This is a genomic window from Streptomyces sp. NBC_00376 (genome assembly GCF_036077095.1).
Lineage (GTDB): Bacteria > Actinomycetota > Actinomycetes > Streptomycetales > Streptomycetaceae > Streptomyces.
Map to the genome: position 1 here is coordinate 5,091,166 of NZ_CP107960.1, position 18,095 is coordinate 5,109,260.

16 protein-coding genes and 1 tRNA gene are annotated in these 18,095 nt (G+C 70.9%); 11 read left to right on the forward strand and 6 right to left on the reverse strand.

What is annotated here, in order from left to right; genetic code table 11:
* Positions 1-25 precede the first annotated feature (25 nt).
* Together OG842_RS23060 and OG842_RS23065 are read right to left on the reverse strand one after the other, a co-directional pair.
* On the reverse strand, positions 26-1,309 hold the full coding sequence (locus tag OG842_RS23060; RefSeq protein ID WP_266732201.1) for an MFS transporter: 1,284 nt from the start codon (positions 1,307-1,309) through the stop codon (positions 26-28).
* Between the two features lie 426 nt (positions 1,310-1,735).
* Complete coding sequence (locus OG842_RS23065; protein WP_266733767.1) at positions 1,736-3,220, reverse strand: potassium/proton antiporter; 1,485 nt, start codon at positions 3,218-3,220, stop codon at positions 1,736-1,738.
* A 408-nt stretch (positions 3,221-3,628) separates the two neighbouring features.
* On the opposite strand from OG842_RS23065, the gene OG842_RS23070 reads away from it, so the two are divergent.
* Positions 3,629-6,397: a penicillin acylase family protein gene (locus OG842_RS23070; protein ID WP_266732202.1), complete on the forward strand. Its 2,769-nt coding sequence runs from the start codon at positions 3,629-3,631 to the stop codon at positions 6,395-6,397.
* Positions 6,398-6,409: 12 nt separating this feature from the next.
* Here the strand turns inward: OG842_RS23070 and OG842_RS23075 are convergent, their stop codons facing one another.
* The gene (locus OG842_RS23075) at positions 6,410-6,991 is read right to left on the reverse strand and encodes a 5-formyltetrahydrofolate cyclo-ligase (RefSeq protein WP_266732203.1); all 582 of its coding nucleotides are present in this window, start codon (positions 6,989-6,991) and stop codon (positions 6,410-6,412) included.
* A gap of 105 nt (positions 6,992-7,096) precedes the next feature.
* Here OG842_RS23075 and galU point away from each other — a divergent pair, with 105 nt between their 5' ends.
* The 7 genes from galU to OG842_RS23110 all read left to right on the forward strand — a co-directional run bounded on the left by galU (position 7,097) and on the right by OG842_RS23110 (position 12,596).
* Positions 7,097-7,999, forward strand: coding sequence for a UTP--glucose-1-phosphate uridylyltransferase GalU (galU, locus tag OG842_RS23080; protein ID WP_266732204.1), 903 nt, complete (start codon positions 7,097-7,099; stop codon positions 7,997-7,999).
* Between the two features lie 4 nt (positions 8,000-8,003).
* Complete coding sequence (gene glp, locus OG842_RS23085) at positions 8,004-9,314, forward strand: molybdotransferase-like divisome protein Glp (RefSeq protein WP_266732206.1); 1,311 nt, start codon at positions 8,004-8,006, stop codon at positions 9,312-9,314.
* A gap of 123 nt (positions 9,315-9,437) precedes the next feature.
* A complete protein-coding gene (gene moaC / locus OG842_RS23090; protein ID WP_266732208.1) occupies positions 9,438-9,974 on the forward strand; it encodes a cyclic pyranopterin monophosphate synthase MoaC in 537 nt (178 codons plus the stop codon).
* Positions 9,971-10,501, forward strand: a complete 531-nt coding sequence (locus tag OG842_RS23095; RefSeq protein WP_266732210.1) for a MogA/MoaB family molybdenum cofactor biosynthesis protein — start codon at positions 9,971-9,973, stop codon at positions 10,499-10,501. The genes moaC and OG842_RS23095 overlap by 4 nt, the downstream gene beginning before the upstream one ends.
* Positions 10,502-10,518: 17 nt before the next feature.
* A complete protein-coding gene (locus OG842_RS23100) occupies positions 10,519-11,130 on the forward strand; it encodes a GNAT family N-acetyltransferase (protein ID WP_266732212.1) in 612 nt (203 codons plus the stop codon).
* Positions 11,131-11,288: 158 nt separating this feature from the next.
* Positions 11,289-12,425 carry a divisome protein SepX/GlpR gene (gene sepX, locus OG842_RS23105; RefSeq protein ID WP_266732214.1) on the forward strand — a complete coding sequence of 379 codons (1,137 nt, stop codon included), beginning with the start codon at positions 11,289-11,291 and terminating at the stop codon, positions 12,423-12,425.
* Between the two features lie 97 nt (positions 12,426-12,522).
* Positions 12,523-12,596, forward strand: a tRNA-Ala gene (locus OG842_RS23110).
* A gap of 93 nt (positions 12,597-12,689) precedes the next feature.
* Here the strand turns inward: OG842_RS23110 and OG842_RS23115 are convergent.
* Positions 12,690-13,676: an aldo/keto reductase gene (locus OG842_RS23115; RefSeq protein ID WP_266732216.1), complete on the reverse strand. Its 987-nt coding sequence runs from the start codon at positions 13,674-13,676 to the stop codon at positions 12,690-12,692.
* Between the two features lie 178 nt (positions 13,677-13,854).
* Here OG842_RS23115 and OG842_RS23120 point away from each other — a divergent pair, with 178 nt between their 5' ends.
* Together OG842_RS23120 and OG842_RS23125 are read left to right on the forward strand one after the other, a co-directional pair.
* Positions 13,855-14,640 (forward strand): SAM-dependent methyltransferase, encoded by a 786-nt coding sequence (locus OG842_RS23120; RefSeq protein ID WP_266732218.1) that lies wholly within the window; start codon positions 13,855-13,857, stop codon positions 14,638-14,640.
* Positions 14,641-14,711: 71 nt separating this feature from the next.
* Positions 14,712-15,878 (forward strand): serine hydrolase domain-containing protein, encoded by a 1,167-nt coding sequence (locus tag OG842_RS23125; protein WP_266732220.1) that lies wholly within the window; start codon positions 14,712-14,714, stop codon positions 15,876-15,878.
* Between the two features lie 36 nt (positions 15,879-15,914).
* On the opposite strand, the gene OG842_RS23130 is transcribed toward OG842_RS23125, so the two are convergent.
* Entirely contained in the window at positions 15,915-16,394 is a 480-nt protein-coding gene (locus OG842_RS23130; protein WP_266732222.1) for a GNAT family N-acetyltransferase, read from the reverse strand.
* A gap of 50 nt (positions 16,395-16,444) precedes the next feature.
* On the opposite strand from OG842_RS23130, the gene OG842_RS23135 reads away from it, so the two are divergent.
* Positions 16,445-17,260: an exodeoxyribonuclease III gene (locus OG842_RS23135; RefSeq protein ID WP_266732224.1), complete on the forward strand. Its 816-nt coding sequence runs from the start codon at positions 16,445-16,447 to the stop codon at positions 17,258-17,260.
* Positions 17,261-17,360: 100 nt separating this feature from the next.
* On the opposite strand, the gene OG842_RS23140 is transcribed toward OG842_RS23135, so the two are convergent.
* Positions 17,361-18,020, reverse strand: a complete 660-nt coding sequence (locus OG842_RS23140) for a MerR family transcriptional regulator (RefSeq protein WP_266733769.1) — start codon at positions 18,018-18,020, stop codon at positions 17,361-17,363.
* Between the last annotated feature and the right edge of the window lie 75 nt (positions 18,021-18,095).

Here is an 18,095-nt window from a genome sequence, read left to right on the forward strand (position 1 = left end):
CTCCATACTGACGTATTCCGCAGCATCAGTCCACCGTGACCGGCTTCCGGTGACCGACACCACGTGCCACGGTCTGTCCCGGGGCGGCGGCCGCGAGCCTGGAACGCAGCGAAACCAGGGTGATCAGGGCCAGTACGGTCCCCACGAGCGGCACCAGGAAACCGGTGCTGGCCCCGTGGGCGTCCGCGAGCCGTCCGGCGACCGTCACCGCTGCCGCCTGGCCGAGCGCGACCGAGCCGGTCAGCCAGGTGAACGCCTCGGTCCGGGCGGACCCCGGCACCAGCGCGTCGACCAGCGTGTAGCCGCTGATCAGGGCCGGGGCGATGGAGAGCCCGACCAGAAGTCCGAGCCCGGCCAGCAGTGGCACCGAGTGCACCGCCCACAGCCCGGACGCGGTCAGGGTGAGTGCCGCGTACCCGACGATCAGCCGCCGCCGCGGCCCGCTCTTCCAGGCGATGGCACCGCAGGCGATCCCGGCCAGCATGTTGCCGGCCGCGAAGACCCCGTACAGCAGACCGTTCGCTCCCGGGCGGCCGATCTCCTCGGCGAAGGCGGTCAGCGAGACCTGCATGCCTCCGAAGACCGCGCCGATCCCGAGGAAGGCCACGGCGAGCACCCGCACCCCCGGTACGGACAGGGCGGAGGCCTGCCGCTGGGAGGTGCCGGACTCGGCGTTGCGCACCGTGGGCTGGGTGCGGCGCTGCGCGGCGAAGAGCAGCCCGCCGACCAGGGTCAGCGCGGCCTCCGTGATCAGACCGGCCGCCGGGTGCACCCCCGTGCACAGCGCGGTGGCGAGCACCGGGCCGATGACGAAGGTGAACTCGTCCGTCACCGATTCGAAGGCGGCAGCCGTGGACATCAGCGGCGAGGCCTCGCGGCCGGGTGCCGCACCGAGCACGGCCGCCCAGCGGGCCCGCACCATCGGCCCGACCTGCGGAACGGACGCACCCGTCGGCACGGCCGCCACGAACAGCGCCCACAGGGGCGCGCCCGCCAGCGCCAGCGTCGTCAGTGCCGAGACGGACGCCGCGTGCACCAGGACGCCGGGCAGCAGCACGGCACGCTGGCCGAAGCGGTCGGCGAGCTTGCCGGTCTGCGGCGCGAACAGGGCCATGGAGACACCGGTCACGGCGGCGACGGCGCCCGCGCTGCCGTACGAGCCGGTGGTGTGCTGGACCAGCAGCACGATGCCGATGGTCAGCATCGCGAAGGGCTGCCGTGCGGCGAAGCCCGGAAGAAGAAATGTCCACGCACCCGGGGTGCGCAGCAACTGCCCGTAACCGGGGCGGTCGGTGACCGTGGACGCCACGGTCCATGCCTTTCTGCCGCCTGGTGGCCGAGCTCCCGCGGGGTGGCCGGCACGGATGGGTGCGGGCTCGTTCGTGCGGGTGCTGCCGAGAGCTGTCCTCTTCGCGCGGAACTGCGGTAGATGCCGGGCGCTCAGCAGAGGCGGAGGACGCCACGACCGCCATACGGTCGCGCCAGCTCTGCGTCAGGCAGAGTTGGTCGTTCAGGTTGGTCGATCGGTTGGTGGATCGGGTTGGCCGATCGGGTTGGCCGATCGGTTTCGATGATCGGGTCGGTCGATCGGTTTCGTCGATCGGGCTCGACCGGCCCCGTAATCGGGGGCGATCGAGCCCCTTCATGATACAGGCAGAGGTCCTTGCGCACCTGTGATTGTGTGCAAGGACTCCATCGACGCCTCGGATCGAAAGTGCCCACGGGTGGGGTGCTCTCAGTGGTGCGTCCTCGGGCCGCCTGTCTTCCCCAGCCAGCCCGCGAGCTTGCCGCCCTCGCCGACCGCGCGCAGCCGTTCCTCCGCCGCGTCGCGCACCGGATCGGTGGCGACCACCAGCAGCTCGTCGCCGCGCCGCAGCACGGTCGAGGGCGCCGGTACGAAGCTCTTGCCGTCCCGTACGACGAGGGTGACGGCGGCCCCGGCGGGCAGCCGCAGCTCCCCGACCTCCACGCCGTGCATCTTCGACCGGCCGGGGATGGCCACCGACAGCAGATGACCGCGCAGCCGCTCCAGCGGCGCCGACTCGATGCCCAGGTCGGCGGTCTCGGCCGGATCGTCGGCGATCTTCAGGGCCTTCGCCAGCCAGGGCAGGGTCGGCCCCTGGATGAGGGTGTAGACGACGACGAGCACGAAGACGATGTTGAAGATGCGGGTGGAGCCCTCGACCCCGGCGACCATCGGGATGGTCGCCAGGATGATGGGCACGGCACCGCGCAGCCCGGCCCAGGACATGAGTGCCTTCTCCTGCCAGGGCAGCCGGAACGGCGCCAGCGAGATGAAGACCTCCAGCGGACGCGCCACCACGGTCAGCACCAGGCCCACGATGACCGCGGGCCAGAAGTCGTCGAGCAGGTCGTGCGGCGTGACCAGGAGGCCGAGCAGCACGAACATGCCGATCTGCGCCAGCCAGCCGAGCCCGTCGGCGAAGCCGCGGGTGGCGGGCCAGTGCGGCAGCTTGGCGTTGCCGAGGATCATCGCCGCCAGATAGACGGCGAGGAAGCCACTGCCGTGGACCAGGGCGCCCGCCGCGTACGCGGACACCGCGATCGCCATCACGGCGATCGGGTAGAGGCCGGACGCGGGCAGTGCCACGCGACGCAGCCCGTACGAGCCGAGCCAGCCGACGGCGATGCCCATGGCGGCGCCGATGGCGAGCTCCAGGGCTATCTCGCCGACCAGTACGTACCAGCTGTCCACCGCCCCCTTGGTGGAGAAGGCGACCACCAGGATCACCACGGGGGCGTCGTTGAAGCCGGACTCGGCCTCCAGTACGCCGGTGACCCGGGCGGGCAGCGGCACCTTGCGCAGCACGGAGAAGACCGCGGCGGCGTCCGTCGACGAGACGACCGCGCCGATGATCAGCGACTGCCGCCAGTCCAGGCCGACCAGGTAGTGCGCCCCGGCCGCCGTGACGCCGACGCTCACCGCGACGCCGACCAGCGAGAGCATCGCCGCGGCGGGCAGCGCCGGTCTGATCTCTTTCCACTTCGTGCCGAGGCCGCCCTCGGCGAGGATCACGACCAGTGCGGCATAGCCGATGACCTGGGTCAGCTCGGCGTTGTCGAACTTGACGTCGAAGAAGCCGTCCTGCCCTATGGCGATCCCGATACCGAGGTACAGGAGCAGGCTGGGGAGCCCGCTGCGGGACGAGACGCGCACCGCCACCACCGCGACGAGCAGCACGAGTGAGCAGACGAGCAGGAGTTCGTTGAGCGTGTGGACAGACAGTGGCCGTTCCTTCCCTGCGTGCGCCTGCCGAGTCGAACGAATCGATCTGATCGAACGACGCGATCCGGTCGGACGAATCGATCCGGTCGGACGAATCGATCCGACCGAGCGAATCGGTCTGACCGGACGAAGCGATCCGGTCGAAGGAATCGATCCGATCGGACGGTGCGACCGGATCGACCGGATCACCCCTCGGCATCGGCCGTTGGCGGCCGGTACTTCGTTACCTTACCTAATCTTTAACGTTTTCTTGATGCCTTCGAGCATTCGTACGATCGCTACGCAATTCGAATCATCCCGATGCCGCGTCAGAGCCGTCCCGGCGCTGCGCCTATGGTTGCTCCTGCACTCCCAGGACCACCTGCCCCTCGAAGGACAGCGATGCCCGCCAACACAACCGCCCCTTCCGGTTCCACCGGCACCACCGGTTCGGCCGGTGCCGCCGGTGCGAAGACCGGCAGGAAGAAGGGGCGACGTGCCCGCCTGATCGTGATCGTTCTGGTGCTGGCGCTTGTCGCGGGTATCGGTTACGGGACGTTCTGGTCCGTATCCACCGTGCGGGCCTCGTACCCGCAGACGACCGGGTCGACGAAGCTCGACGGCCTCGACGGGAACGTCGACGTCAAACGCGACAGCTACGGAATCCCGCAGCTGTACGCGGACTCGGACGCCGACCTCTTCCGCGCCCAGGGCTTCGTCCAGGCGCAGGACCGCTTCTGGGAGATGGACGTCCGCCGTCACATGACGGCCGGCCGGCTCTCCGAGATGTTCGGCTCCGGACAGGTCGAGACGGACTCCTTCCTGCGCACGCTGGGCTGGCGCAAGGTCGCGCAGGAGGAGTACGACAACGTCCTGTCCGAGGAGACCAAGAAGAACCTCCAGGCGTACGCGGACGGCGTGAACGCCTACCTCAAGGGGCGCGACGGCAAGGACATCTCCGTCGAGTACGCGGCCCTCGGCTTCACCAACGACTACAAGCCGACCGAGTGGACCCCGGTCGACTCGGTCGCCTGGCTCAAGGCCATGGCCTGGGACCTGCGCGGGAACATGCAGGACGAGATCGACCGCTCGCTGATGACCAGCAGGCTCGACGCGAAGCAGATCGAGGACCTCTACCCGGCGTACCCGTACGACAAGCACCGGCCGATCGTCGACCAGGGTGCGATCTCCCCGGTCACCGGGAAGTTCGACCCGGACGCGACCCCGTCCGACAACATCGGCTCGGACACCGCGCAGGGCGCCACCGAGGGCCTGAACACCCAGCTCTCCGCGCTCTCCGACACCCTCGACCAGATCCCGGCGCTGCTCGGCCCGAACGGCAACGGCATCGGGTCCAACTCCTGGGTGGTCTCCGGCAACTACACGACGACCGGCAAGCCGCTGCTCGCCAACGACCCGCACCTGGCGCCGCAGCTGCCCTCGCTCTGGTACCAGATGGGCCTGCACTGCCGCGAGATCAGCGCGAAGTGCCAGTACGACACCGCGGGCTACACCTTCTCCGGCATGCCCGGCGTGATAATCGGCCACAACCAGGACATCGCCTGGGGCTTCACCAACCTCGGCGCGGACGTCACCGACCTCTTCCTGGAGAAGGTCTCCGGCGACGGCTACCTGTACGACGGCAAGGTCAAGCCCTTCACCACCCGTGAGGAGACCATCAAGGTCGCGGGCGGCAAGGACCGGACGATCACCATCCGCGAGACCAACAACGGCCCGCTGGTCTCCGACCGCAGCAGCGAAATGGAGAAGGTCGGCCAGAAGGCCCCCGTCACCAACTCGGCCCCGGACCGGGCCGACGGCTACGCGGTCGCCCTGAAGTGGACCGCGCTGGACCCCGGCAAGTCCATGGACGCCGTCTTCGAGCTGAACCGGGCCAAGGACTTCAAGACCTTCCGGGCGGCGGCCGAGCACTTCGAGGTCCCCTCGCAGAACCTCATCTACGCCGACACCGACGGCAACATCGGTTACCAGGCGCCCGGGAAGATCCCGGTCCGCGTCGACGGCGACGGGACGATGCCCAGCCCCGGCTGGTCCTCGAAGTACGGCTGGAAGAAGGAGCCGATCCCGTTCGACGAGCTGCCCTACGAGTACAACCCGAAGCGCGGCTACATCGTCACCGCCAACCAGGCCGTCATCGACGAGAAGAAGTACCCGCACCTGCTGACCAAGGACTGGGGCTACGGCAGCCGAAGCCAGCGGATCGACGACCTCATACAGTCGAAGATCAAGGGCGGCGGGAAGATCTCGACCGAAGACATGCAGAAGATGCAGATGGACAACACCAGCGAGATCGCCGCGCTGCTGGTGCCCGAGCTGATGAAGATCAATGTCTCGGACAAGAGCGTCCGCGAGGCGCAGAAGCTCCTGGAGGGCTGGGACTACACCCAGGAGTCCGACTCGGCCGCGGCCGCGTACTTCAACGCGGTCTGGCGCAACATCCTCAAGCTGGCCTTCGGCAACAAGCTGCCCAAGGAGCTGCGGGTCGAGGGCGACTGCCTCAACGTGCCCCGGGCCGGCGGTTCGGGCCCGGTCGACGAGCAGGGCAGGCTGGTGCGCGAGTGCGGCCAGCGGGACGCGGACTCCGCCCAGCCCGACGGCGGTGACCGCTGGTACAAGGTGGTCGCCGAGCTGATGGACGACCAGAACAGCGACTGGTGGAAGGCGCCGAAGAGCGGCCGGGACGAGCCGACCGAGAACCGTGACCAGCTCTTCGCCCGCGCCATGGAGGACGCCCGCTGGGAGCTGACCGCCAAGCTCGGCAAGGACATCACCACCTGGAGCTGGGGCCGGCTGCACCAGCTGACCCTGAAGAACCAGACCCTCGGCACCGAGGGCCCCGGCCTGCTCCAGCGGGCCCTCAACCGCGGCCCGTGGAACCTGGGCGGCGGCGAGGCCGCGGTGAACGCCACCGGCTGGAACGCGGCGGGCGGCTACGAGGTCGTCTGGGTCCCGTCGATGCGGATGGTGGTCAACGTGGGGGACTGGGACAAGTCCCGCTGGATCAACCTCACCGGCGCCTCCGGGCACGCGTTCAGCGCGCACTACACCGACCAGACCGACAAGTGGGTCAACGGTGAACTGCTCGACTGGTCCTTCGGCACCAACGCCGTCGGCAAGTCGACGACCGACACCCTGACCCTCAAGCCATAGGACGAGAGGGCCCTAGCGGCTCGTCCGGCGGCTCGCCGCCGGTGTCACCACCACATCGACGGGGTGGTCGTGCGGTTCCTCCGGGACCCGCGCGACCACCTCGTCGTCGTACAGCAGGACGATCAGCGCCGGATGCGCGTCCGCCGCCGTGAGCCGCGCCAGCACCCGGTCGTAGCTGCCGCCGCCGCGGCCGAGCCGCATGCCCCGGGCGTCCACCGCGAGCCCCGGCAGCAGGACCGCGTCGGCCTCCAGGACGGCGTCGCGGCCCAGCGGCTCCCCGTCCGGCTCCAGCAGCCCGCGGCCGGCCCGGACGAGACGACCGGGCCCTTCGTACGGCGCCCAGTCCAGATCGTTGTCCGCGAGGAGCACCGGCAGCAGCACCCGCACGCCCCGGGCGCGCAGCGCGTCCAGCAGGGTGCGGGTACCGGGCTCGGTGCCCACCGAGACGTACGCGGCGACGGTACGGGCCCCGGACAACTCCGGAAGAGACAATGCGTTCCGCGACAGAACCGCATCGGCGTTCTCCACGTCTTCCCCGGTCAGAAGGCGTCGCGCGGCCAGCAGTTCACGCCGGAGCAGCGTCTTTCGGGACATCTCTGTGCTCAACGGGCACCCCAGATCTCTCACATGTGCGTATAGGCGTACAAAGTTAACCGGAGCCTCATCTTCCTCACATACGCACCGGTTATGGTTCTGCGCATGACTCAGTCGCACCCCAGGATCAGCAAGGCTGTCATTCCGGCCGCGGGACTCGGTACCCGCTTCCTGCCGGCCACCAAAGCCACTCCCAAGGAGATGCTGCCTGTGGTCGACAAGCCCGCGATCCAGTACGTCGTCGAGGAAGCGGTGACCGCCGGTCTCTCCGACGTACTGATGATCACCGGCCGCAACAAGCGTCCGCTGGAGGACCACTTCGACCGGAATTACGAGCTGGAGTCCGCGCTCACCCGCAAGGGAGACGCCGAACGGCTCAGGAAGGTCCAGGAGTCGAGCGACCTGGCCACCATGCACTACGTCCGGCAGGGCGACCCGCGCGGCCTCGGCCACGCCGTGCTGTGCGCCGCACCGCACGTGGGGGACCAGCCGTTCGCTGTCCTCCTGGGTGACGACCTGATCGACCCGCGCGACCCGCTGCTGGCCCGCATGGTCGAGATCCAGGAGCGCGAGGGCGGCAGCGTGATCGCGCTGATGGAGGTCGCGCCGGAGCAGATCCACCAGTACGGCTGCGCGGCCGTCGAGCCCACCGCCGAGGGCGATGTGGTGCGCATCACCGGCCTCGTCGAGAAGCCCGAACCGGCCGAGGCGCCCAGCAACCTCGCCATCATCGGCCGCTACGTACTGGACCCCGCCGTCTTCGACATACTGCGCAGGACCGAGCCGGGCCGCGGCGGCGAGATCCAGCTCACCGACGCCCTCCAGCTCCTCGCCGAGGACGAGAAGGCTGGCGGCCCGGTGCACGGTGTCGTCTTCAAGGGCCGCCGCTATGACACCGGTGACCGTAGCGATTACCTCCGTGCCATTGTCAGACTCGCGTGCGAACGTGAAGACCTGGGCCCGGACTTCAAGACCTGGCTCCGCAGTTACGTCACTGAGGAGATGTAGCACCTTGAGCAGCACGATCTGGTCGGTGGACGAGCACCTGGACGACATTCTCGGCGCGGTGCGACCGCTCGAACCCATCGAGCTGCAACTGCACGACGCCCAGGGCTGCGTGCTCGTCGAGGACGTCATGGTGCAGATCGCCCTGCCGCCCTTCGACAACAGCTCGATGGACGGGTACGCGGTCCGCGTCGCCGATGTCGAGGGCGCCGACGAGGAGTTCCCCGCGGTGCTCACCGTCATCGGCGACATCGCGGCGGGCAGCGACGGACTGCCCGGCGACCGGAGCCTCGGCCCCGGTGAGGCCGCCCGGATCATGACCGGCGCCCCGCTGCCGGCCGGTGCCGAGGCCGTCGTCCCGGTCGAGTGGACCGACGGCGGTACGGGCGGCGGCCCCGCCGACACCATGCGCTCCCTGCGGGAGGCCCCGGAGGGCGCGGGCGGCGAGGTGCGGGTGCACCGCCCGGTGGAGGCCCGCGCCCATGTCAGGGCCCGCGGCAGTGACGTGAAGCCGGGCGATCTGGCGCTGGGCGCGGGATCGGTGATCGGCCCGCCGCAGATCGGCCTGCTCGCGGCGATCGGCCGCTCGACGGTGAAGGTGCGGCCCCGGCCGCGCGTCGTCGTCATCTCCACCGGCAGCGAACTGGTCCAGCCCGGCGAGGAACTGACGGGCGGCCGGATCTACGACTCGAACAGCTTCGCGCTCACGGCCGCGGCCAAGGACGCCGGAGCGATCGCGTACCGGGTCGGCGCCGTCACCGACGACGCCGATACGCTCCGCGCCACGATCGAGGACCAGCTGATCCGGGCCGACATCGTCGTCACCACCGGAGGCGTCAGCGTCGGCGCGTACGACGTCGTCAAGGAGGCCCTGTCCTCGGTGGGCGACGAGGACGAGCCGGGCAGCGGCATCGACTTCCGCAAGCTCGCCATGCAGCCGGGCAAGCCGCAGGGCTTCGGCTCGATCGGCCCCGACCACACCCCGCTGCTGGCGCTGCCGGGCAACCCCGTCTCCTCGTACATCTCCTTCGAGCTGTTCGTACGGCCAGTGATCCGCACCCTGATGGGCCTCAAGGACGTGCACCGCCCCACGGTCCGGGCCACGCTCGACGCCGGCGAGGCGCTCTCCTCGCCGTCCGGCAAGCGCCAGTTCCTGCGCGGCACGTACGACGCGGAGGCCGGCACGGTCACCCCCGTCGGCGGTTCCGGATCGCATCTGATCGCCGCACTCGCCCAGTCCGACGCGCTCATCGTGCTGCCCGAGGACGTCACCTCCGCCGAGCCCGGCACGGACACCGAGGTGATCCTGCTCCGCTGATCCCGGGGCGGTGGCGGTACGGTGTCTGGCGCTGTGCCTTCCCGGGGACACCCCCGGGCCCCAGGCCCGCACCCCGGTGCGGGCCGTGCGGGCAACCGGCGCCCTACCGCGAGGCGGAGTTAGTTGAGTACGCAGAACAGGCTGACGCACATCGACGAGGCGGGCGCGGCCCGCATGGTCGACGTCTCGGAGAAGGACGTCACCGCGCGGACGGCCCGCGCCAGCGGCCGGGTACTCGTCTCGCCGCGCGTGGTCGAGCTGCTCCGCGGCGAAGGGGTCCCCAAGGGCGACGCCCTCGCCACCGCCCGGATCGCCGGGATCATGGGAGCCAAGCGCACCCCCGACCTGATCCCGCTCTGCCACCCGCTGGCCGTCTCCGGGGTCGAGGTCGACCTGAGCGTCGCCGACGACGCAGTGGAGATCCTGGCCACCGTGAAGACCACGGACCGCACCGGCGTCGAGATGGAGGCCCTGACCGCGGTCTCCGTCGCGGCGCTCACCGTGATCGACATGATCAAGGCGGTCGACAAGTCGGCGGTCATCACGGACGTACGGGTCGAGTCGAAGTCCGGCGGCAAGTCCGGCGACTACCGGCGCACCGAGGACTCCCGGCGCACCGAGGACCTCCAGCGCACCGGGCCGGACGGAGCGGACGCGTGACGGCGCCCGGGACTCCACCGGCTCCGGCCCCGTCCCCCTACCGCGCCCTCGTCGTCACCGCCTCCAACCGCGCCTCGGCCGGCGTCTACGCCGACAAGGGCGGCCCCCTGATCTCCGAGGCGCTCACGCAGCTCGGCTTCGCCGTCGACGGCCCGCAGGTCGTGCCCGACGGCGACCCGGTCGAACAGGCCCTGCGCGCCGGGGCGGCGGCGGGGTACGACGTCATCGTCACGACCGGCGGTACGGGCATCTCGCCCACCGACCGCACCCCCGAGGCCACCCGCCGCGTCCTGGACCACGAGATCCCCGGCATCCCCGAGGCGATCCGCGCCGAGGGGCGCGACAAGGTCCCCACCGCCGCGCTCTCCCGGGGCCTCGCGGGCGTCGCGGGCCGCACCCTCATCGTGAACCTGCCGGGCTCCACCGGCGGGGTGCGTGACGGACTCGCCGTTCTCGCCCGTCTCCTGGTGCACGCCGTCGATCAGTTGCGCGGCGGCGATCACCCCCGACCGGGGAGCCCGAGCTGAACGTCTCGACCTGGCCGGTGGTCCTCAGCGACGGCGAGATCGTGCTCCGTCCGATCAAGCTGCGCGACCAGCGCATGTGGCGCGAGGTCAACCGGCGCAACCGCGACTGGCTGCGCCCCTGGGAGGCGACGGTGCCGCCGCCCGCGCCGGGCGGACCGGTGGCCCAGCGGCCCACGTACCGTCAGATGATCCGTCACCTGCGCGCCGAGGCCAACGCGGGCCGGATGCTGCCCTTCGCCATCGAGTACGAGGGCCGGCTGGTCGGTCAGCTGACGGTCGCGGGGATCACCTGGGGCTCGATGTGCTCGGGCCATGTCGGCTACTGGGTCGACCAGGACGTGGCCGGCCGGGGTGTGATGCCGACCGCGGTCGCCCTCGCCGTCGACCACTGCTTCCGCGCGGTCGGACTGCACCGCATCGAGGTGTGCATTCGGCCGGAGAACGGGCCCAGCAGAAGGGTCGTGGAGAAACTGGGATTCCGCGAAGAGGGCCTGCGCCCGCGCTATCTCCACATCGACGGTGCCTGGCGGGACCACCTGATCTATGCGCTCACCGCGGAGGAAGTGCCCGACGGGCTGCTTCGGCGCTGGCACCGGTCGCGACCTGGGACGCCACGGGAAATGAAATAAGTGTTCGATATTGATCGGCAGTTGACCGATGGCGAACGCACAAACGCCCACGGTTGATCCGAACAATCACAAAAAAAGTCCGTGATATCAGCCGGATCGTGCGACACACCGGGCCAATTGGCGGATGCCCCCGCGCAAACCCCTCTACGGTGTGAGACGTGAGCAGCAGCGGCCTCATCTACGCAGTCATCGTCGGGGCCTGGGCCGCCTACTTGGTGCCGATGTGGCTCCGCAGGCAGGACGAGCTCAACGAAGCCCGTCCGACGGAACGCTTCAGCACCGCCATCCGGCTGCTGTCCGGACGGGCGGCCATGGAGCGCCGGTACGCCAAGGAGCTGCGGGAGCGCACCGCCGAGGAGGCGGGGCCCGACGCCGACCCGGACGTCGCCACGGACCGAATGGTCTCCGTGGACGTCCGGGCCTTCGCCGCGCCCGAGGCGCACACCGAGGCCCGCGTGCACGACCCGGCGCGCGCGCCCGAGGAGCGCACCGAACCGGCCCAGGCCCAGGCACCGGCTCAGGCTTCCGCCCGGCGCGCACGCCCGCGCCAGGGCGGAAGGGACGCCGAGCGCGTCCGGCGCGCCCAGCGCCTCCAGGTCCTCGCGCGCCGTCGGCGCACCACGGTCGTCCTCTTCCTGGCCTTCACGCTCGGCGCGGTGGTCGCGGCGGTCGGCGGCCTGCACTTCCTCTGGGCGCCCGCGGTCCCGGCCGTGCTGCTGAGCACGTACATCGTGCATCTGCGGGCACAGGAGCGGCGCCGGTTCGCCTTCACCATGGACCGGCGCCGGGCCGAGGTGGCGGCGCAGCACCTGCGTGAGAACCGCACCCGCAGGCACCAGCCGGCCGCGGCGGCCCCCGCCGAGCCCGACGAGGAGCCCGAAGCGCGCCGCCCCGAGCCGGAGCCCGCGCCCGCGGTCTCCCCGCAGGAGGCCGGCCGCCGGGCCCTGGTCGAGCAGACGGACCACGCGGAGTGGGTCGACCAGCAGCGCGAACGCGGCCGGGCCCAGGGTGACAGCTGGGAGCCGGTCCCGGTCCCGCTGCCGACCTACGTCACCGCCCCGGTCGCCCCGCGCGCCACCGGCGGCGTCGAGGTCGGCAACCCGGAGACCTGGAGCGCGGCCCGCTCCAGCGCCGCCGAGCCCACCCAGACGGGTACCTCGCACCCCGCGGCACCTCCGGTCGACCCGGCGCCGCGCCAGCGCACCAACCAGTCCCGTCGCACCCGCGACCGCGGCCGGACCCCGCTCTTCGACCAGTACGAGGACGGGGAACGTCCCAGAGCCGCCAACGAGTGAGCCCCCTCCGGGCCCGCTGCGCCGCCGCCTCGGCTGACCAGCACGGACCGGATTTCCGAGCACCCCGTTCGGGGTGCTAGAGTTTCACTCGTTGCAAGGGCCTGTGGCGCAGTCTGGTAGCGCACCTCGTTCGCATCGAGGGGGTCTGGGGTTCAAATCCCCACAGGTCCACCGCACACACGAGATCCCGTCCGATCGAAAGATCGGGCGGGATCTCGTCGTTTCGGGGGCGCTCGATGCCTGCCCGGGGTGGCGAACGTCGGATCAGTGGGCGGCGTCCAGGCGTGCCCGCTGGTCGTCCGTCAGGTCCAGGTCCACCGCTGCCAGGTTCTCCTTCAACTGCGCCACCGACGACGCCCCGGCCAGCGGGATCACGGGCAGGCGGTGGCCGATCTGCCAGGCCAGGACGACCTGGTTGATGCCGGCTCCGGTCTCGGCGGCGATCTCGCGCAGGACCGCGAGCCGGGCGGGGGTGCCGGGGTGGTCGTAGTCCGCGGGGAGGGGCTTGTCCGTGCGGGTGTAGGCGCCGGCGAGCAGCGGGGAGTAGGCGACCAGGGTCAGTGCGGGTTCGGCGCGGAGGTAGCTGAGCATCTCGGGGCCGGCATGACCGAGGCTGCCGTCCTCGAAGAGCGGGGTGGGGATGTCGTACCGGGGGCGCAGGTGGCTGTGCTGGTACTGCAGGACCTCGTAGCCGGGCAGTCCGGCGGCGGCGGCGAGGGCGCGGGCGCGTTCCACCCGCCAGACGGCGTGGTTGCTGACGCCCAGCAGGCCGACCGTTCCCTCGGTCACCAGCTCCCCGAACGTCTCGACGGTCTCGCCGAGGGGGACGGTCCGGTCCTCGATGTGTGCGTAGAGCAGGTCGAGCTTGTCCACGCCGAGCCGTTCCCGGCTGCGCTCGGTGGCCTCGCGGACCGCCTTCGCGGACAGGCCCTCCGGGTTGTCGACGAACCCGGTGCCGGGCGCGAGCGGTTCGGCGCCGAGCTTGGTGGCGATGACTATCTCGTCACCGATGCCGCGGCTGCGCCGCCACTTGCCGAGCAGCCGCTCGCTCTGGCCGCCGAGGCCGCCGTCGACCCAGTAGGCGTAGTTGTCGGAGGTGTCGATGAAGGTGCCGCCGGCCTCGACGAAGTGGTCCAGGACGGCGAACGAGGTCTTCTCGTCGGTGACCGACCCGAAGAGCATCGCGCCGAGCGCGAGGACGCTCACCTCGCGGCGGGTGGCGGGGTCGGTGCCGATGGTGCGGTACTTCATGACTGTTCCTCCCGTTCCGGCCTCCGTCGTTCGGTGGCCGTGGGAAGGAGTGTGGATGTTGAAGTGCACTTCAACGCAAGGGGGTTCCGGCCGCTGGTCCGGGATGTGTGTCGCCTACGCTGAGCGCGTTACCCGCTCTCGAATTCTTCGGAATTCACCGCACCGAGAGGAGCGCCCAGTGACGGTCGACAAGCCCGAACTCCGGATCGACACCAGCAGGCCCCACCCCGCGCGCGTCTACGACTGGCTTCTGGGCGGCAAGGACAACTATCCGGTCGATCAGCGGGTGGCGGAGCAGCTGCCGGCCGAGGCGCGGGGCAACGCGGCGCGGAACCGGGCCTTCATGCACCGGGCCTCCGCCTGGCTGGCCCGCAACGGGGTCGATCAGTTCCTCGACATCGGCACCGGCATCCCCACCGAGCCCAATCTGCATCAGGTGGTCCAGGGTGTCACGCCGTCCGCCCGGATCGTCTACGCGGACAACGACCCGATCGTGCTGCGGCACGCGGAGGCGCTGCTGGTCAGCAGGCCGGAGGGGGCCACCGACTACATCCACGCGGATGTGCGCAAGCCGGAGGCGATCGTCGAGCACGCCCGCAAGCTGCTGGACTTCGACCGGCCGGTCGCGTTGTCCCTGATCGCGCTGTTGCACTTCCTGCCGGACGACGAGGACCCGTACGGCATCACCCGCGCCCTGGTCGACGCCCTGCCGTCGGGCAGCTTCCTGGTGCTCTCGCACGGCACGGCCGACCAGCACCCGGAGCTGAAGGCCGAGACCGAGGCCACGTACAAGAAGGGGGCGATTCCGCTGCGGATGCGTACCCGGAGCGAGGTCGAGCCCTTCTTCGAGGGGCTGGAGCTCGTCGAGCCCGGACTGGTGTTCGCCACGGAGTGGTACCGCGAGGAGCCCGCGCCGGTGCGGGAGCGCAGCGGTTTCTACGTGGGGGTCGGCCGGGTGCGCTGAACCCGGGCCGATGAGTTCTCGGCGGTGCGGCGGTCCTGCTCTTTTGTGGCGATGAGCGGGAAGGTGGACCGATGACCGATCTGAACGATGTCCTGAAGAAGCATGTCGGTGACGGGGCGGCGCCCGGGGCCGTGGGGCTGGTGGCCCGGGGGGACCGGGTCGAGGTGGTGGCCGTCGGGTCGGCCGATGCGGAGGGTACGGTCCCGATGCGCAGGGACTCGATCTTCCGTATCGCGTCGATGACGAAGCCCATCACCGCCGCCGCCGTCATGATGCTGGTCGAGGAAGGCCGGATCGCGCTGAACGAGCCGGTCCGGCAGTGGCTGCCGGAGCTGGCGGCCCCGATGGTGGTTCGTACGCCGGCCTCCCCGGCCGACGACGTGGTCCCCGCCGACCGGGTCATCACGGTGGAGGACCTGCTCACCTTCCGGGCCGGGTACGGCTTCCCCTCGGACTTCTCGCTGCCCGCGGTCCAGCTGCTGTTCAGCGAGTTGAAGCAGGGGTCGGGGTCGCTCCAGCCGCAGCAGGTCCTGGCGCCGGACGCGTGGATGGCGGCGCTGTCCCGCATTCCGCTGCTCCACCAGCCGGGCGAGGAGTGGCTGTACAACACCTGCTCCGACATCCTCGGGGTGCTGATCGCCCGGGTCTCGGACCGGCCGTTGCCCGAGTTCCTGGCGGAGCGGCTGTTCGCGCCGCTGGGCATGGCCGACACCGGGTTCGCGGTGCCGACGGCGAAGGCCGACCGGTTCACCTGTTTCTACCGGGCCGATCCGGAGGGCGGCGGGCTCCGGCTGGCCGATGCTCCGGACGGGCAGTGGAGCAGCTTGCCCGCGTTTGCGTCCGGCGCCGGCGGGCTGGTCTCGACCGCCGACGACTGGTACGCCTTCGCCCGGATGCTGCTCGCCGGGGGAGCCGGGGGAAGGGCCGGTGGGCGGCGGGTGCTGTCGGAGGAATCGGTGCGGCTGATGACCACCGACCATCTGACGCGGGCGCAGCGCGAGCGCAGCACGCTGTTTCTGGAGGGCCAGGGCTGGGGCTACGGCGGGTCGGTGGACGTCGAGGCCGTCGACCCCTGGAACGTTCCGGGGCGCTACGGCTGGGTGGGCGGCACGGGTACGGCGGGACATCTCACGCCCGCCACCGGCACCGTCTCCGTCCTGCTGACCCAGCTGGCGATGACCGGACCGACCCCGCCCCCGCTGACGCGGGAGTTCTGGGCTTACGCCGCCGGCGCCTGACGGCCGGGCGGTGCGGCCACTGCCGCAGTACCTCGGCTACCGCAGTGGCTTCGCGTAGCAGCGGCTGCTCTCGTACATGCGGTAGTGGCCGAACTTCTCGCACGGGGCGTAGCCGCTGGACACGTACAGCGCGATCGCCTCCGGCTGCCGGTCCCCGGTCTCCAGCACCATGCGGACACGGCCCGCCGCCCGCGCGTCCTCCTCCAGGACGGCCAGGATGCGGCGGGCCAGCCCCTTGCCCCGGCCCTCGGGTATCACGAACATCCGCTTGAGTTCGGCGTCGCCGTCCGAGTAGCCCTCGTCGTTACGGTCCTGGGGGCGCCAGCCGCCGGTGGCGACGGGGCGCTCCAGCTCGTCGTAGGCGAGGAGATACAGACCGTGCGGCGGCTCGAACATCGAGGGGTCGAGCGGTGTGACATCGCCCTCGTCCCCGTACCGCTCGGCGTATTCGAGCTGTACCTGGTCGTTGAGTTTGACGGCGTCGGGGTGGTCGAAGGGCCGAGGGTGGATATTCATGCGCCATATCGTACATGTATGCGTGCGGTGAATGTCGGTATCGTGCCTGGATGCTGACTGTCACCTCCGTCAATGTCAACGGGCTCCGTGCCGCCGCCAAGAAGGGCTTCGTCGAGTGGCTGGCCCGGACCGAAGCCGATGTGATCTGCCTCCAGGAGGTGCGGGCCGAGCCGGAGCAGCTGCCCGAGGAGGTGCGTGAGCCGGCCGGCTGGCACACCGTGCACGCGCCGGCCGCCGCCAAGGGGCGGGCCGGGGTCTCCCTGTACACGCGGCGTGCGCCGGAGCGCGTGCAGATCGGGTTCAGCGGGTTCGGGGACGCCGGGAGCGAGGAGTTCGACGCGAGCGGGCGCTATGTCGAGATCGACCTGCCGGGCGTCACGGTCGCGAGCCTGTACCTGCCCTCCGGCGAGGTCGGGACCGAGAAGCAGGACGAGAAGGAGCGGTTCATGGCCGCGTTCCTCCCGTATCTGAAGGGCCTGCGGAAGCGGGCCGCGGAAGGCGGTCGCGAGGTGGTGGTCTGCGGGGACTGGAACATCGCCCACCAGGAGGCCGACCTCAAGAACTGGAAGGCCAACAAGAAGAGCTCCGGCTTCCTCCCCGAGGAGCGGGAGTGGCTGACCCGGGTCTTCGGCGAGGCCGAGTACGTCGATGTCGTACGGGCGCTGCACCCCGACGAGGAGGGGCCGTACTCGTGGTGGTCCTACCGGGGGCGGGCCTTCGACAACGACACCGGCTGGCGCATCGACTACCAGGTGGCGACGCCCGGCCTGGCCGGGCGCGCGGTGAAGGGCTGGGTCGAGCGGGCCGCGACGCACGCCGAGCGGTGGAGCGACCACGCGCCGGTGACGGTGGTCTTCGAACAGTAGAGCGTGCGAACGGGGTGAGTGCGGGGCGGCCCGGTCCGGGAAGCATTCCGGTGTGCGAGCGGGAGAGCCCCACCGGCGGCCGTCTTCGCGTGACCGTCCGTCAGGGGGATGGGTCCCGCGGCGGTTCGCCGGTGCCCTCGCGGCGCAGCCGCCGGTCCAGCGCCATGGACAGCTCGGCGTCCACCACCGCGCGGGCCAGCGGCCGGAGCTGCGGCGGCTCGGCCTCGCCGTCGTGGCCGCCCTGGTCCTCCAGGACGCTCACGAAGAGTTCGGCGAGCGCGTCGGCGTGCTCGCGGACGCGGCGGCCGGCCGCGAGCACGGTCGCGAGCGGCACTCCCTCCCGTACCAGCTGGGACGAGACCTCCAGCAGGCGGCGGCTGATGTGGACGATCTCGTCGCCGTCCGTGGCGAGATAGCCCAGTTCGAGGGCGGCGGCCAGGTTCTCCGGGGTGGTCTCGCCCTCAAAGTAGTCCGCGAGCTGTTCGGGGGTGAGGCGTACCGGGGTCTCCTCGGTCGGCTCGCCCAGGCCCAGCACCTCGGCGACGTCGCGGCCGCTCTCGAAGGTGCGGGCGAGATCGGCGATGCCGGTGAGGGTGTGGCCGCGTTCCAGCAGGCCGGTGATGGTGCGCAGCCGGGCCAGGTGATGGTCGTCGTACCAGGCGATGCGCCCCTCGCGGCGGGGTGGCGAGATCAGTCCGCGCTCCCGGTAGAAGCGCACGGTCCGCACCGGGATGCCGGCCTCCTTGGCCAGCTCCTCCATGCGGTATTCGCGGTGCTCGCGTCTTTCGGCCACACCCGCACCCTACCGGCCTCCCCCGTGGCGGAGGCCGGAAGT

What these genes read in the sequence shown, in the direction of transcription:
- OG842_RS23070 (WP_266732202.1), top strand. Translation starts at nt 3,629, where the DNA reads ATGCCCGCCAACACAACCGCCCCTTCCGGTTCCACCGGCACCACCGGT.
- OG842_RS23075 (WP_266732203.1), bottom strand. Translation starts at nt 6,991, where the DNA reads ATGTCCCGAAAGACGCTGCTCCGGCGTGAACTGCTGGCCGCGCGACGC.
- galU (WP_266732204.1), top strand. Translation starts at nt 7,097, where the DNA reads ATGACTCAGTCGCACCCCAGGATCAGCAAGGCTGTCATTCCGGCCGCG.
- OG842_RS23115 (WP_266732216.1), bottom strand. Translation starts at nt 13,676, where the DNA reads ATGAAGTACCGCACCATCGGCACCGACCCCGCCACCCGCCGCGAGGTG.
- OG842_RS23125 (WP_266732220.1), top strand. Translation starts at nt 14,712, where the DNA reads ATGACCGATCTGAACGATGTCCTGAAGAAGCATGTCGGTGACGGGGCG.
- OG842_RS23130 (WP_266732222.1), bottom strand. Translation starts at nt 16,394, where the DNA reads ATGAATATCCACCCTCGGCCCTTCGACCACCCCGACGCCGTCAAACTC.
- OG842_RS23135 (WP_266732224.1), top strand. Translation starts at nt 16,445, where the DNA reads ATGCTGACTGTCACCTCCGTCAATGTCAACGGGCTCCGTGCCGCCGCC.
- OG842_RS23140 (WP_266733769.1), bottom strand. Translation starts at nt 18,020, where the DNA reads ATGGAGGAGCTGGCCAAGGAGGCCGGCATCCCGGTGCGGACCGTGCGC.